A 14,162-nucleotide genomic window follows, 5' to 3' on the forward strand; every position below is an offset into this window, starting at 1 on the left:
AGAACGTGTCATTGATCAGTTCTTTATCACAGGCCATGTCAGGGCTGGCGCGCAGCGCAAAAGCTGCCGAGCTGGTTTCAGAAAACATCGCCAATGCCAATAAAGCAGGCTATGCAAAACGCAGCCTCAGCCTTCATGGGCCAACGCATGCTCAAGGCGGCCTGAGCATCAACACGATAGTAAGGCAGGATAATGGCTTGCTGCTTGGTGAGCATCAGTTGGCGGCGGGAAACCGGGCATATGCAAAGCTCAAAGCAGGCTTTTATGACGCCATGCGTGTCACATTTGGCAATATTGGCTCCAACGCCACACTGGAAGCCTCATTGAATAAATTGGAAACCGATTTGCGCATTGCCAGCGTCGATCCCAGCGATAAAAACAGATTGGAAAGCGCTTTTCACGCAGCACAATCGGTTATTCGAATGCTCAATAAAACCGGCATGGCCATTCAAAAACAGCGTGAAATTGCAGATCACTCTTTGCGACAGGATATTTCCTTGATCAATGAAACCCTGTTGCAGCTAGAGACTGTGAACCAAAAACTGTCTCAAACGGCGCCGCTCTCTTCGCAGCAGGCCGGCTTGCTCGATCGGCAGGATCTCTTATTGCAAGATCTGGCACAGCTGCTGCCCTTTAAACAAATTGAGCGGGCACATGGAGCGGTGGCGCTTTATACGGAGAAAGGGCAAATCCTTTTAGACAGTCACGCTGCAGAGTTGGCTATTTCTGAGACAGATTTAGACCAAAATTGGCCTCCACCACCGGGCGTAGAAAATACTCAATTACAAATCAAGACAGGCGATGGATGGCAGCCAATGCGACCTGTTTCAAGCGCAGGGTCGCTATCTGCCAAGCAGGATATCAGCCTCAACTGGGGGCCTAATATACAGGCTCAAACCGATCAATTGGCCTTCAAGCTGTCGCAGGTATTTTCCAGATTGACAGAAGATACCAGCTTGCAAGGCGATAACCCAGGCCTTTTCACCGATCTGGGCGGGCGCATAAACGCTGATCATGTCGAGGGCTTGGCCAGTCGGTTGCAGATCAATGCAGGCGTGAACCCAGATCAAGGTGGGCAGCTTTGGCGGATGCGCGATGGCGTCTATGCTGAACACCCCGCCGAAGATATCTCGGGCGCGCTGCTCACTGAAATGGCCGATCAATTATCGATGCCACAAAGGTTGGACGGTCACCCATCAACTTCCATTTTAAAGGATGCGCAGATAATCACCGCGCAGGCCCACCGATTGACAAATCAAGCCGAAGAAAACCTTGTTACACAGCAGGCCTATTTAACGCTTACCGAAACGGCGCTTGCCGCGCACTCGGTCGATACGGATATTGAATTGCAAGAATTACTGCAGATTGAAACGGCATTTGCCGCAAATGCCAAAATGCTTCAAACGGTTGATGAAATGATCCAACAAATCTTAAGGATTGGCCGATGAACCTCTCCTTTCATACCTATGGGCGCGCAAATTTATCCTCTTTCACCTCACAGTTAAAAGCTGACATCCTGGATTTAAGCGCTGATTTGTCAAGCGGCAAACATACCAATCTGGGCAAAGCACAAGCCGTCCAAATTCCTCTGATACAAACCATTCAAAGCGATCTGCAAAACGCAGCGGCGCGCGCAATTATACGCCAAGATGCTGATTTCTTCTTCACGCAAACCGAACTGTCTTTGGCAGATATCACCGCGCATATAAAAGCCGAAAATGAGCGATTGTTGAATTTAAGCTCTGCTCCCCAAGAGATGGCATCACCCAATGCAAGCGCAAAAGCTGAAAGCATTTTCACCGCCTTGGTGGGCCTGATTAATCGACAAAGCGGGGGAAAATTCTTTTTCTCAGGACACCAGAGCCACCGCGCCCCTCTTTCTGATGCAAAGACCATATTGACGGCGCTGCGCCAGGATCTCGGAACCACCTACACCCCAGATCAGTTGAACACCGCACTCAACAATTGGTTTGATGGCGCCTCAGCACGATTTGAGCAGGATTTTTATCACGGCGATACCAGCCGACACCAAACCTTCCAAACAAACGCTGGTGAAACCCTCAGCTCCCCTTTGCGTGGCAACTCAGAAGCGGTAAAAATGATGTTGAAAACCGTCGCTCAGCTTATCTTGGCGATCGATGCGCCTATGCCTGCACCAGATCTCGCGCAGATCTATCAAGAAACGGCGACCTCGCTCCAAAGCGCGCTCGATAATTTTCAACAGGTCCGTGCAAATCTTGGCGTCACGCATCAACGGCTTGATCAACAAAACGCCTTCGCGAAAAAAGACAAAAATGCGCTTGAGCTGCAAATGGCGGAGCTGACCGATATCAATAAATATGATACAACCGTGGCGCTGCAAGATGCGGAGACCCGATTACAAAATCTATACTTGATTACGGCCAAGCTTTCTAAATTATCTTTGATTCACTTTTTGAAATGATACGCAATCTAAGCCTTATTGCGGTGTTTTTACTCTGCGCATCGCTGGCAATGTCGGCGCCTGTTCGCATTAAAGACCTGGTGGAATATGAGGGCGTTCGAGCAAATGATCTTATCGGCTATGGCCTGGTCATCGGGCTGGATGGCACTGGCGACAGCTTGCGCAATGCACCTTTCACAGAAGATTTGATCTCGAACATTCTTGAGCGCCTTGGCACAAATGTAACGGGAGAGGCGTTCAGAACAAAAAACATCGCATCAGTTTTTGTTACAGCCAAATTACCTCCGTTTTCACGCGGGGGAAGCTATATTGACGTGGCCGTCGCAACCATTGGCGATGCGAGTAATCTGCGCGGTGGTATTTTAGTGATGACGCCACTCCGGGCCGCCGATGGCGATATATACGCCGTTGCGCAAGGCGCGATCATTGCCGGTGGGGCCGCCGTACGCGGTGCGGCCGAGCAACTTATCGAAGGCGTTCCCACGGCCGGTGTTATCCCATCTGGCGCTTTGGTCGAACGCGAAGTCGCCTTTGATTTTAAGATATTAAAAACCATCAATCTTGCCCTGCGACAAGCCGATTTCAGCACTGCACATAAAATTGAAACGCTTATCAACAAGAATTTTAAAAGCCCTGTTGCGCGCATGTTGGATGCGGCCACGATTGAGATCGATATCTTAAAAACCAACGCATCTTCTCCTGCCCATGCGTTAAGCGCGATTGAAAACCTTACCCTTATTCCAGAACGCAAAGCGCGCGTGGTGGTCGATCAGCGATCGGGTACCATCGTGATGGGCGCCGAGGTGCGCATTTCGCGCGTTGCGGTTTCACAGGGGAATTTAACGCTTCATATTCAAGAAGCGCCACAAGCCGTGCAACCCAACCCTTTTAGCCAGGGCGAAACCATCGTTTTGCCACGCAGTGATGTCTCTATGAGGGCTCAGAAAAATATTGCGCTCGCCGAAGTTCCCGATGGCGCAAACTTGTCTGAAATCATTGCCGGCCTCAATGCTTTGGGCGTTGGCGCAAAGGAAATGATCGATCTTTTGAAAAGTATCAAAGCCGCTGGGGCGCTGCATGCCGAATTTATCGTTCAATAAAACCCCAGTCGGCGATTATACATATCCCCGTACAAGCGAAAAAGCGATCAACTGCCAACCATCAGACACGACGAAAAAGGCCAGTTTAAAGGGCAGCGCTACAACCGCAGGGGGCACCATCATCATGCCCATAGACATTAAAATTGCCGACACGACCAAATCGATAATTAAAAAGGGCAAAAAAATCAGAAATCCGATCTGAAACGCGCGCGCGATTTCTGAGAGCATAAAGCTTGGAACCAAAACCGATAAAGCCGGCGGGCTCTGAGGCGCGCCTTGTGTTTGCGCGCGCAAGGCCTGCATCGCCTGCAACGTCTCCCCATCTACACGCGCCAGCATAAAGGCAGATAAGGGTTCCGCAGCTTTGCGAAAACCCTCCGAAACTGATATTTTTTCTGCGATCATGGGCTCGACACCCAAAGCCCAAGAGGCCTGAAAAACAGGCTCCATAATGTAATAGGTCAAAAATAACGCCAAACTGATCAAAAGCATATTTGGTGGCGCTTGCTGGACTCCGATCGCCTGCCGCAATATTGACAATACCGTTAGAATAAAGGGAAAGCAGGTCACCATGATCAAAATGCCGGGCGCAATGCTTATCACGGTGATTAACAAAAAGATTTGAACCGTTTGCAACCTCAAAGAGCCGGTGAGCGGCAGTTCAAAACTGCTCGTCTGTGCATGGGCCATCTGCGAAAGCGAAAGCGACAGTACCCCGAACAGAACCCAGAATAGAACTCTGAACCGCGCCAAAATCACCCTACAGGCAATGGGCTGGTCAGAATATCCGTTAAGCGCACCGCCAATTTTCCGATATCCGGGCCCTCGGAAATTTCTTCTAATTGCCCGCGCGCTATAATGCGATCTCCAACGTAAAGCTCAACGGCATCATCGATCTGGCTATCGAGGATCAAAACAGCATTGAGCTTTAAATCCAACAGCTCTTTAATCGCGGGGCGCGCGCGCCCTACGCTAACAATGACCTCAATGGGAACGGATTGAAACGGGCTTGCAGACAGCTGGCTTCCCACATCGGGCTCAAGTTCCCTCATTGCGGCTCACCCATATCCGAAACCGCTTGAAAGTTCTGAAACGCCTCAGAAATTTCAGTAAGATAACGTTTAAAATCCACTTCAATCTCGCCATTGCCTATTGTCAGAAGCGCCCTTTCTGGGTTCAAAGCGATATCGCCAACGAGCGTGATCTTGCTTTTAAACGCCTGACCCAGTGCTGCCTCTATACGATCAAGCTGGGACGGGTTAACCGATATAACAAGGCCCGTCGGGGCAGAGGCCGCCACCATCGCATCAAGGCGTTCAATGACAAAAGGTAGAAAGCTTTGCTTTAAAAGCGACGGTAAAATCTGTTCGATCACCTGATTCAGAACCAAAGATATCTCTTGCAGAATCGCCAAGCGCGCCGCCTCAAACGTAAAAAACAGTGTTGATAAATGCAATTTCAGACCTGCTGTCGCTTTTTCACTGCTGGCCACATAAGCGGCAACGCAATGTCTTAGCCCCCTAGAACTGTGCCAGTATATTTTGGCATAGGGAGTAAGGAAACATGGCTCGGAAGCGTTATTCTGATGAAGATGTGTTGAAGTTATTGCGCGAGATTGATGTTCATTTGCACGATGGTTTGGACGTTGTGAGTGCGTGTCGCAAAGCTGGGATTTCAGATAAGAGTTATTATTACTGGCGTAAGAAGTTTGGAGGCCTTTCTCGTTCACAGGTTTCAGAGATGAAATCGCTCAAGAAAGAAAACGAGCGCTTGAAGAAGATCGTCGCTGACTTGCAGTTAGACAAGGTGATCCTGAAGGAGAGCCTTGATCATCTAAAGCCACGGGCCTGACGCGGGCTCAGCTTCGTCAGGCTGTTATTCATACGCGTCAAAAGCTGGATATTTCTGAGCGGCGTGCTTGCGCTGTTCTGGATGTAGCCCGCTCAAGTCTGCGCTATCAAGCCAAACAAGTAGATGATACCAAACTACGCTTGGCGATGATCCGGCTGGCCAAACAGTATGGGTGGTATGGTTATAGGAAAGTCACAGCCCTGCTGCGCATGGAAGGCTGGCGTGTTAACCACAAGAGGATCGAGCGCTTATGGAACGAAGAAGGTTTACAGCTGCCGCGCCGGCACAAGAAGCGCAAACGGCTTTATCACAAAGACAGCTCCATCATCAGGCTGCGGCCCACACATCCCAACCATATTTGGGCGATCGACTTTGTGCACGATAAGCTTAGCAATGGGTGCAGCTATAAAATGCTCACGGTTCTAGATGAATATACCCGTGAAGCGCTCTACGTGGCAGTGCGATCCAAAATGAATGCGAACGACGTTTTGGAGACACTGCACCCGCTGCTGATTAAACATGGTAAGCCAGAGTTTATTCGCTCTGACAACGGACCCGAGTTCATTGCCACGCATCTACAGGACTGGCTGAAGAGGATCGGTATCAAACCAATGCAAATCTATCCGGGCAGCCCTTGGGAAAATGGATACAACGAACGCTTTAACGGCACCTTGCGAAAAGAAGTGCTAAACGCTGAATGGTTCCACACCACACGGCAAGCCCAGGTCGCTATCAATGTTTGGCTCAGGCAATACAACCAGATCAGACCTCATCACGCATTAAACATGCGCCCACCCGTCCCAGAAACCTTATTAGAGAAACCAAAACTCAATGGGCGAGTATAGGGGGCTAGACACCGGCATGGGCGATATCACAGCGCTGTTCAGCGTTTTGGTCCCAGGGTCAGATATGGAAGATCCCGTGGCAGATATTTTGCGCGGCGTGTTGGATGGTCATGTCGTGCTCAGCCGGGCCATCGCTGAACGGGGGCGGTTTCCCGCGATTGATCTTTTGCGCTCGGTCTCGCGTGCCCTGCCCCTTGCCGCCAGCCCCGAAGAAAACCATGCCTTGCGTGTGATGCGGGCAATTCTTGGCGCCTATGAAACGCAAGAAACGCTTATCAAGGCAGGGCTTTACGAGGCTGGTTCAGATCCACTGATTGAGGATGCGATCAAGGTTTGGCCTGCGCTGGATCGTTTTATCGGTGCGCATGAGGCGGGCATGATCCAAGACAGCTTCGAGCAATTGTTTGAAATTTTACGGCAAACCCAAAGCAACACTTTGTTATAAACCCCTGCTGATAAGGATAAATTGACGGGGGGACATCAAGCATGACACTTCAGCAGCGCTTTCTCATCCGCCATAAGCGATCGGAGCAGCTTATAGCTTTTGTAAAACTGGCCATGATGGATAGCCATGACCGCCTGTTCTAAGTTGCGCCGAGCTTTACGATCTTTAAAAAGATGGATCAATTCGTCGAGTTGATGTAAAATGACAGGACGCGTTTCTGTATCAGAGATATCCCCCGTGAGCACTAATTGCACCGTATAACAGAGCCGCCGCAGCGGCGTATCTGAATGATCGGGGTGTAAAGCCTCACGCAGGCGCAATATATGCGCCCGCGGCGTGATGATCCGCAGTTTGGCGCGGCGGTCGCCATTTTCAAGCACCGCCCCATTTAACAATATGCGTTCTTTTGGCGCCAGTTTTAAGATCAGCCCGCTCACCCGTTAGCCTGCCTTTGCAAACCACGCATCATGCAAATATTTACATCGATAAGAGGTTGAATATCTTCTCTTCCTAGTAAAACTTTACTGCTATGGGTCTGGATAAAAATTGCCAAAGAGATCAGCCCTGCCTTTAGCTGATCGGGAAAAGCATTATCCGGATGGCTGAGATCCTCTTGCAAGGCCAACCACAGCTTTTGATTTTCATAAATTGTCAATGCTCGTTTTTGAACATCAAAATCCTCCATTGCTGCAGCAGCCTGTAATTGCCCCGTTATTTTTGCGAAGATCTGATATTCAGATTGCCGCGCAGTTTGTACGGGCAAGTCTAAATTTGTATAGGCGCGCTTGGCCTCGGTGAAAGCAGGCACTCTAACCCTCCTAAAATTTGAAAAAGAAAAAGGGGTTTAAGACCCCTCAATCAACCCACGACTAACGAAATAAGGCCAGTAGGTTTTGCGGTTCTCTATTGGCGATACTCAGCGCTTGAATGCTAAGCTGCTGCTGCACTTGCAGTGCCTGTAAGCGTGATGATGCCGCTTCTAAATCAGCATCAATCAAAGAACTTATTCCCTTTTGAAGAGAGGTAGAAATTGTTGCATTAAGCTCTTTATATCTTGCCAACCTCGCCTCATTTTCACCAAAATGAGAGGCGGCATTTCTTACCTCCTCAATCATAGTTTCTAGCGCCTCTTTAGATGTCTTAACCGCAGTTGCATCTGTAAATGCAAGGTTCGCCAAATCAGCCAGGGCGCCTGGGCCTGACGTTTTTAGATTTTGCTTGGCGATTGTGATTGTTAATTCAGAACGCACTTCTTGATCATCTACGATTTTGGTTTCAAAACCAACTGTCACGGTCTGATTGCCAGCTGAAGAAATCCAATTTTGTCCATTTACAGAGACCATTTTGGTAAAAGTATCAATTTGTTTCTTGGCCGCATCGCGCGCGGCAATCAATTTCCCTTCGTCTGATGACGTTTGACTGATTGTGGCTTTCAAGTCTTCCAACACATCAACAATATTTTGAGCCACCCCGCGGCCAACTGACAAGGAAGCTTCAACGGCGCCAATTTGCCGGTTGATCACGTCATATCCCGCATGCTCAAATTTCATCTTTTCGGTTTGCTGCCAAACCGCACTATTGTCTTTTGGTCCATTGACAATGCGGCCTGTTGAAATTTCATTTTGCGTGGTAACAAGATCAGCGCCAATTTGTTTCAGATTGTAGAGCGCCATCATGGCGCCAGTCGGTATTGAAATATCAGACATGTTTTAAATCCTTGCATCAGGGATGCATTTTGCATCAAAAATTTGAAGTGCCGCAGCACGCGCGCACAGATTCTGCCATTCTGACACATACGGCCTAATACAGCCGCGCCATCGATTTCGATGCGCTTTTAAGATGCAAATAAACCCCTAACAAACTCCTAAAACCGCGAAGAGAATATATTGCATTTTATTGATTTCCATCAGGCCTCTAAATCAGTCTTCCCACCTAAAAAGGTGGGTAAATCCTGACGCCCACCCCGCTGTGTATATATGCTTAAAAAGGCATGATTGTGCTTTAACGCTTCTAATTTAAAGCGAACGTCCCGCAACCCCGCCTCGCTTGCGCGCAGCAAGCGCTCAGAACGCGCAAACGCCGCTTGCAGCGCAGGCCAGTCCAAGCCGGCAGCGCCTTTCTGCGATTGGCACCAATCAAACAATTTGGTTTTGAAGGTTTCAACCTCAGCCAACTGATGAAACGCCCCATTGCGCAGCGCTTCACATTCTTTATCAAGCATTGCCAGAATAGTTTCGCTGGTAAACGCGGCAGACTCAGTCATTCAAAGCGCGGTTTTTTAGCGCGGAATATACCGCATCGGCCAAGCCAAACCTGCGTTGTTTGCTGAGCGCTTCGGCCAGGCCCTGCACCAGATAAGATTGAAAATGCGCTTCACCGGCACCGCCGCTAAACCCATTTGGCATCTTCAAAATCTTTGCTGACTTTAGCATCTCGGCCAAAAAGCTGGTTTCCAAATCCTTCGCCGCTTTTCGTAAACGGATATCTGCATGGCTTGGATCCCGGTTTAACCCGTGAAGGGCGGTGGGGGCTGGCTCCATGATATGTTCCTTTTTAAGAATAATATCGGCAGTCTACAGACCGGCGGTAAAGAAGCGGTAACCAAATTCTGGCAAAACTAGGCTGATCAGATTTTCAAAGTTTGGACATCATAATGTTTTCCAGCCCTCACAGCGGCGATTTTCACAATGCAAAATACCCCGCAGCCAAGCCGGCGGCCGTTGCAAAATCGGCTCGGGTCAAAGCTCTGCACATCGACAAGGACCAAGATAAGGTGGGCCGGTTTCAAAACGCCTGGAACAAATCTGCTGCCCGTCTGCAGAAAAGAGATAGCCCAGAAGAACAAGCCTTAGCGATTGCTGTAATGCTGACAGAGCCCGACAGACGATCAGGTAAATCGTTCCTGCTGCCGCCATCCAATCAGAGCCTTTCGCCGATGCGCCGACCGGATCCCCAACTTCCGCAAAAGGTGATAAAAATATTGCAAGGCATAGGACCGACAGACACGGCCTGCGATCCAATAGTTCAATCTGCTGCACCCGTCCTCAATTCCCAAAAAACCGCGGCTGAAAGCGCAAAATACACGCCGGCTTCACACCCGAGGGCGTTAAATATCTGGACAGAGCGGCGCGCGGATAATCACTGCATCACCCAAGTTCATCTGCAATTTGGCTCTTCTGAACATATCAAACTGACGCTCGAGCCTGTGGCCGATAGGTCAATAAGGATTGAGATGGATACGAATTTAAACGCCACTATTGAGCGCTTTCAGCGCAGGAGGGCTGATTTGAAACGGTTCTTTTTAAATCAGGGCTACCACACGGTTGAGATCACGCTCACACATACCCCAGAGGCAAAAACACTGGTCAGTCAATCGAGTCATAGCATTCAGGCCGCTTTGGCCGAAGATCTCAGCACAAAGCCGCAAGCCGTGGCCACAACAGTTGCGCTGCCATTCGGGCCAAACGACGCGGCTCAGCGCCTCACACTTAGCCTCTGAAAGGAACCCTCTTTTGCTTGAACCCATATCCGCCGGCAATCTGACCACAACAAAACCCAGTAACCCGTCGCAGCCCTCGCCGCTCAGCAGCGATTTTAATGCGTTTTTGAATATGCTGACGACGCAACTCAAACATCAAGATCCATTAAATCCGGTTGATTCTGCAGATTATGCCATGCAATTGGCCGCCTTTTCGACGGTGGAACAACAGGTTTTATTGAACCAAAAAATGGATGTGCTGCAAAATAATTTACACCAGAACACTTTGGCCAGCTTATCTAACTGGATGGGAAAAACGGTCAAACTGCCCGGATCATTCACCTATTCTGGCGGCGAAGTCACCGCTTTGATCACCCCGCCAACGGGCAGCGAGAAAACAGATTTTATCGTACAAGATGCTACAGGGGCGGAAATCTTTCGCCACAGGCTTGGCGCCCAAGATCAAGAATTCGCATGGGCAGGCACCACCTCGAAGGGCGCTGTAGCGCCGGTTGGACATTATAATTTCGCCCTTGAAGGCTTTGCGAAAGATCAATCATTAGGAATTTCTAAACTTGCCAGTTTGCAAACCATTGAAGAAATATCGCAACCCGCTGATGACATACTGGTCACGCTTGGAAATGGCCAAACCCTTCCGTGGAAAAACCTTACTGGTCTGCGCAAACGCAGAAAACTTGCGCCTGCCAAAGACATCCCTTAATCGATCGGGCAGTCTGAAAGGATAAGCGCCCGTGCCCATAGCCAGTTTAGAGACATCTTTGCGCGAGAAAGGGCTGTTGCAAATACCCGCGCAATGGGTCGCGCTTTCGGGGGGGCGCTCAAACCGCGTTTGGCGCGTTTCACAAGCTGGCGCGCAAGATCTCTGCGTAAAACTATATCCACAAACCGCGTGGCAGAATCCGCTTTTTGCAAATGATCCTGCGGGCGAATATTATTGCCTAGAAAATCTTCACGCAGAAAAGCTTTGTCCAAAGCCATTGGGGTTGGTAGTGACGCCCCAAGGGCGCTGCTTGGTTTATCACCATCACCACGGGGTCAGTTTCAGCGATCAAACCGCGCCAGTCGGCCAGTTGCTGGCGCGCATCCATAGCCGGCCCACGGTTCCGGCCGATTCAAAAGCCATAAGACACGCGCCCTGTGGATCTAGTGAATTAAACGCCCATACTATACAAATTTTGCAACGATGCGAGGGGCCAGAGCGCGGGCTCTTAGAGCGCCTAAGGCCGACCATCCCTGTAGAAAAACCAACAAAAATAAGCCTCATTCATGCAGATCCAGTGGCAAATAATATCGTGATATCAGGCCAAACGGCCCTGATGATTGATTGGCAAAGCCCTGCTTTGGGTGATCCAATGGAAGATCTAAGCCATTTCTTATCCCCCGCAATGCAACGCCTTTATCGTGGCAAAATACTAAACGCAAAACAGCAAAAGCAGGTTTTAAACGCGTATCAAGCGCAATATCCCCGTTTCGACTTTGCGCGTTTTGAACGATTATACCCGCATTACAGCTGGCGCATTGCCGCCTATTGCCTCTGGCAAAAACAGCAAGGCAATTCAGATTATTCAGATGCGTTTGATCAAGAAGTCACGGCATTGAAGGTTAAAGCATAAGCGGCAAACAATAAACCAAGGCACCGCCCAAAGCCACCGCTCCAGAAAACAACGCCACCCGCAATAAGGTTGAGTGTGGCGCGGCCTCCTGCGCGGGTGCAGATTGCTGGATCAACGCCGCCTCAACCAAACCCGGCAGGCGGGGGCCAAAGCGCGCCAAAACGCCCGCTGCTTTGGACAAATCACGCAATAACGCCAGCGGCCCGATACGTTTGCGAATGTAATCCTCAACCACTGGCCGCGCGACTTGCCAAATATTGATTTGCGGGTTCAAAGAGCGTGCAACCCCCTCAACCACCACCATGGTTCGCTGCAATAAGATCAGCTCGGTTCGGGTTTCCATGCCAAATTTTTGTGTTACTTCAAATAAATAACTCAGCAGGCGGCCCATCGATATTTGCGTTGCATCCATGCCAAAAATAGGCTCGCCGACGGCGCGTAATGCCCGCGCAAATTCATCGACATCCCGATCTGCGGGCACATAGCCCGCTTCAAAATGTACCTCTGCAACGCGTTTGTAATCGCGGCGGATAAACCCATATAAGATTTCGGCATAGACCCGGCGCGTATATTCATCAATATGCCCCATAATTCCGAAATCATACGCGATAATATCGCCATTTGCGGCCACTTTTAAATTACCCTGATGCATATCCCCGTGAAAATACCCATCGCGCAGCGCATGGCTGAGAAATAATTTTAGAACCCGATCCCCCAACTGGGCCAAATCATGCCCCGCGGCCAGCAGGGCCTCATTATCGCCCAGCGGTGCCCCTTCAGCCCAATCCAGCGTCATCACCCGGCGCCCCGATAGAGGCCACTTCACCGCAGGCAATTGAAACCCTGCATCAACACCCTGCGTATTGGCGGCAAATTCTGAGGCCGCCGAACTTTCGAGGCGTAGATCCAATTCGCCCATCACAACGCCTTCAAAATGTGAAATCACATCCACAGGGCGCAAGCGGCGCGATGCGGGTGACAAAAGCTGCACCATACGGGCCGCCAAATAAAACGCATCAATATCTTTGCGGAAGGCTTTTTCGATTTTGGGACGCAGGACTTTCACCGCAACATACGCACCGGTTTCAAGCAAACGGGCTTTATGAACCTGCGCGATAGAGGCCGCGGCCACAGCCTCGCTGAATTCCGAAAACACCTGATCGGGATCTATGCCGATTTCCTCTGCAAAGCTGGCTTTGGCCTCTGCGATCGAAAATGGCGGCAGCTTATCCTGCAAAACGCGCAATTGTTGCGCCAAATCATGGCCCACTAAATCTGGCCGGGTGGATAATATCTGACCAAATTTAATATAGGCCGGCCCCAAAGCAGACAGGGCGCGCGGGGCAGGCGGCATGGTTGCATCCCCCTTCAACCCCAACCAGGCGAAGGGCCAACCCAAAATGCGCGCGGTCACGCGCAGCGCGCGCGGAGCCTCCATCGCGTCTAACACTGCGCGCATGGCGCCCGTACGCTCAAGCGTGGCGCCCGTGCGCACCAGACGCCATATATTATGCGGGCCCCGCATCTAGATTTTCCAACCCGAATGCAAACACGCAATTCCCATGCTCAGATTGCGATATTTGGCATTTTCGAACCCCGCTTTGCGCAGCATCGATAGAAACGTGTCTTGATCGGGAAATTGCCGAATCGACTCGACAAGATATTGATAGCTGTCGCGGTCATTCGCGATAATCTGACCCATCACTGGAATGACATTGAATGAATAGCGATCATACGCCCATTGCAGCGTGGTATTGGGAATATGTGAAAACTCAAGCACCACCAAACGCCCGCCCGGTTTCAGCACGCGAAACGCCTCATTTAAAGCCTCTTGCGGGCGTGTAACGTTGCGAATTCCAAAGCTGATCGTATACACATCAAAACAGTTATCTTCAAATGGCAGATGCATAGCATCCCCAACCACCCAATCCAGCTGGTCGTGCATTTGCGCGGCTTCTGCGCGTTTCCGCCCTTCAATCAACATCGGTTCGGTTAAATCTAAAACCGTGGCATGGGCGCGCCCGGCTCTTTTCAAGAAGCGGAAAGAAATATCGCCCGTACCGCCCGCCACATCCAGCAGACGTTGGCCTGCGCGCGGCGCCAACCAATCCATCATCGCATCTTTCCAAAGACGATGTACGCCCCCCGACATCACATCATTCATAATATCATATTTCGAGGCAACGCTGCCAAAAACACCCTGCACAAGATCGGCTTTATCCGCCTCAGATACGGTTTCAAATCCGAAATGGGTTGTGGTTTCGCCCTGATCATTCATCGCAACTGCCTTTACCTTAATAAGTTGTGTTATATAGCGGAACAGCTTGAATACAATGCGGCACTTGCGTCTTTGACCATCGCGTTTT

17 protein-coding genes and 1 pseudogene are annotated in these 14,162 nt (G+C 50.2%); 8 read left to right on the forward strand and 10 right to left on the reverse strand.

Translation table 11 applies throughout. The features are described 5' to 3' along the window. The first annotated feature begins 5 nt into the window (after positions 1-5). Genes UM181_05145 through UM181_05155 form a run of 3 tightly spaced genes read left to right on the forward strand, consistent with a single transcriptional unit; the run spans position 6 to position 3,543 of the window. Positions 6-1,448 (forward strand): flagellar basal body rod C-terminal domain-containing protein, encoded by a 1,443-nt coding sequence (locus tag UM181_05145; GenBank protein WQC63989.1) that lies wholly within the window; start codon positions 6-8, stop codon positions 1,446-1,448. Then, positions 1,445-2,443, forward strand: coding sequence for a hypothetical protein (locus UM181_05150; GenBank protein WQC63990.1), 999 nt, complete (start codon positions 1,445-1,447; stop codon positions 2,441-2,443). The genes UM181_05145 and UM181_05150 overlap by 4 nt, the downstream gene beginning before the upstream one ends. Continuing rightward, positions 2,440-3,543, forward strand: a complete 1,104-nt coding sequence (locus UM181_05155) for a flagellar basal body P-ring protein FlgI (protein ID WQC63991.1) — start codon at positions 2,440-2,442, stop codon at positions 3,541-3,543. Before UM181_05150 ends, UM181_05155 begins: the two co-directional genes overlap by 4 nt. Positions 3,544-3,558: 15 nt before the next feature. Here the strand turns inward: UM181_05155 and fliP are convergent, their stop codons facing one another. From fliP to UM181_05170, 3 genes are all read right to left on the reverse strand, one after another. Then, positions 3,559-4,233 (reverse strand): flagellar type III secretion system pore protein FliP, encoded by a 675-nt coding sequence (gene fliP, locus UM181_05160; protein WQC64703.1) that lies wholly within the window; start codon positions 4,231-4,233, stop codon positions 3,559-3,561. A 65-nt stretch (positions 4,234-4,298) separates the two neighbouring features. Beyond that, a complete protein-coding gene (locus UM181_05165; GenBank protein ID WQC63992.1) occupies positions 4,299-4,595 on the reverse strand; it encodes a FliM/FliN family flagellar motor C-terminal domain-containing protein in 297 nt (98 codons plus the stop codon). Next, positions 4,592-4,999 carry a hypothetical protein gene (locus UM181_05170; protein WQC63993.1) on the reverse strand — a complete coding sequence of 136 codons (408 nt, stop codon included), beginning with the start codon at positions 4,997-4,999 and terminating at the stop codon, positions 4,592-4,594. Before UM181_05170 ends, UM181_05165 begins: the two co-directional genes overlap by 4 nt. A gap of 107 nt (positions 5,000-5,106) precedes the next feature. On the opposite strand from UM181_05170, the pseudogene UM181_05175 reads away from it, so the two are divergent. After that, positions 5,107-6,239, forward strand: a pseudogene (locus UM181_05175) (IS3 family transposase). Beyond that, on the forward strand, positions 6,226-6,684 hold the full coding sequence (locus tag UM181_05180; GenBank protein WQC63994.1) for a hypothetical protein: 459 nt from the start codon (positions 6,226-6,228) through the stop codon (positions 6,682-6,684). The pseudogene UM181_05175 and the gene UM181_05180 overlap by 14 nt, the downstream one beginning before the upstream one ends. A gap of 35 nt (positions 6,685-6,719) precedes the next feature. Here the strand turns inward: UM181_05180 and UM181_05185 are convergent, their stop codons facing one another. From UM181_05185 to UM181_05205, 5 genes are all read right to left on the reverse strand, one after another. Continuing rightward, positions 6,720-7,121, reverse strand: coding sequence for a flagellar biosynthesis repressor FlbT (locus tag UM181_05185; protein ID WQC63995.1), 402 nt, complete (start codon positions 7,119-7,121; stop codon positions 6,720-6,722). After that, positions 7,118-7,492, reverse strand: coding sequence for a flagellar biosynthesis regulator FlaF (gene flaF / locus UM181_05190; GenBank protein ID WQC63996.1), 375 nt, complete (start codon positions 7,490-7,492; stop codon positions 7,118-7,120). Before flaF ends, UM181_05185 begins: the two co-directional genes overlap by 4 nt. A gap of 61 nt (positions 7,493-7,553) precedes the next feature. Beyond that, positions 7,554-8,390 carry a flagellin gene (locus UM181_05195; GenBank protein WQC63997.1) on the reverse strand — a complete coding sequence of 279 codons (837 nt, stop codon included), beginning with the start codon at positions 8,388-8,390 and terminating at the stop codon, positions 7,554-7,556. 200 nt (positions 8,391-8,590) lie between these two features. Beyond that, entirely contained in the window at positions 8,591-8,947 is a 357-nt protein-coding gene (locus UM181_05200) for a hypothetical protein (protein WQC63998.1), read from the reverse strand. Continuing rightward, a complete protein-coding gene (locus UM181_05205; GenBank protein WQC63999.1) occupies positions 8,940-9,224 on the reverse strand; it encodes a rod-binding protein in 285 nt (94 codons plus the stop codon). The genes UM181_05200 and UM181_05205 overlap by 8 nt, the downstream gene beginning before the upstream one ends. Positions 9,225-9,337: 113 nt before the next feature. On the opposite strand from UM181_05205, the gene UM181_05210 reads away from it, so the two are divergent. From UM181_05210 to UM181_05220, 3 genes are read left to right on the forward strand one after another with little or no spacing between them, the layout of a single operon-like run. Beyond that, positions 9,338-10,183 carry a hypothetical protein gene (locus UM181_05210; GenBank protein ID WQC64000.1) on the forward strand — a complete coding sequence of 282 codons (846 nt, stop codon included), beginning with the start codon at positions 9,338-9,340 and terminating at the stop codon, positions 10,181-10,183. Positions 10,184-10,196: 13 nt separating this feature from the next. Next, positions 10,197-10,883, forward strand: a complete 687-nt coding sequence (locus UM181_05215) for a flagellar hook capping FlgD N-terminal domain-containing protein (protein WQC64001.1) — start codon at positions 10,197-10,199, stop codon at positions 10,881-10,883. Positions 10,884-10,914: 31 nt separating this feature from the next. Continuing rightward, on the forward strand, positions 10,915-11,796 hold the full coding sequence (locus tag UM181_05220) for an aminoglycoside phosphotransferase family protein (protein ID WQC64002.1): 882 nt from the start codon (positions 10,915-10,917) through the stop codon (positions 11,794-11,796). Here UM181_05220 and ubiB read toward each other — a convergent pair. Together ubiB and ubiE are read right to left on the reverse strand one after the other, a co-directional pair. Next, the gene (gene ubiB / locus UM181_05225; protein ID WQC64003.1) at positions 11,786-13,321 is read right to left on the reverse strand and encodes a 2-polyprenylphenol 6-hydroxylase; all 1,536 of its coding nucleotides are present in this window, start codon (positions 13,319-13,321) and stop codon (positions 11,786-11,788) included. The genes UM181_05220 and ubiB overlap by 11 nt on opposite strands. After that, the gene (gene ubiE / locus UM181_05230; GenBank protein WQC64004.1) at positions 13,322-14,074 is read right to left on the reverse strand and encodes a bifunctional demethylmenaquinone methyltransferase/2-methoxy-6-polyprenyl-1,4-benzoquinol methylase UbiE; all 753 of its coding nucleotides are present in this window, start codon (positions 14,072-14,074) and stop codon (positions 13,322-13,324) included. Positions 14,075-14,162: the final 88 nt, after the last annotated feature.

The sequence above is a fragment of the Alphaproteobacteria bacterium US3C007 genome, from assembly GCA_034423775.1.
In the GTDB taxonomy this organism is placed as follows: domain Bacteria; phylum Pseudomonadota; class Alphaproteobacteria; order Rhodobacterales; family Rhodobacteraceae; genus Thalassovivens; species Thalassovivens spotae.

Bases quoted from the DNA above. Each gene is read 5' to 3' on its own strand.
- UM181_05195 (WQC63997.1), bottom strand. From the start codon at position 8,390: ATGTCTGATATTTCAATACCGACTGGCGCCATGATGGCGCTCTACAAT.
- UM181_05200 (WQC63998.1), bottom strand. From the start codon at position 8,947: ATGACTGAGTCTGCCGCGTTTACCAGCGAAACTATTCTGGCAATGCTT.
- UM181_05155 (WQC63991.1), top strand. From the start codon at position 2,440: ATGATACGCAATCTAAGCCTTATTGCGGTGTTTTTACTCTGCGCATCG.
- UM181_05165 (WQC63992.1), bottom strand. From the start codon at position 4,595: ATGAGGGAACTTGAGCCCGATGTGGGAAGCCAGCTGTCTGCAAGCCCG.
- ubiB (WQC64003.1), bottom strand. From the start codon at position 13,321: ATGCGGGGCCCGCATAATATATGGCGTCTGGTGCGCACGGGCGCCACG.
- ubiE (WQC64004.1), bottom strand. From the start codon at position 14,074: ATGAATGATCAGGGCGAAACCACAACCCATTTCGGATTTGAAACCGTA.
- UM181_05210 (WQC64000.1), top strand. From the start codon at position 9,338: ATGTTTTCCAGCCCTCACAGCGGCGATTTTCACAATGCAAAATACCCC.
- UM181_05150 (WQC63990.1), top strand. From the start codon at position 1,445: ATGAACCTCTCCTTTCATACCTATGGGCGCGCAAATTTATCCTCTTTC.
- UM181_05180 (WQC63994.1), top strand. From the start codon at position 6,226: ATGGGCGAGTATAGGGGGCTAGACACCGGCATGGGCGATATCACAGCG.
- fliP (WQC64703.1), bottom strand. From the start codon at position 4,233: ATGGCCCATGCACAGACGAGCAGTTTTGAACTGCCGCTCACCGGCTCT.
- UM181_05205 (WQC63999.1), bottom strand. From the start codon at position 9,224: ATGGAGCCAGCCCCCACCGCCCTTCACGGGTTAAACCGGGATCCAAGC.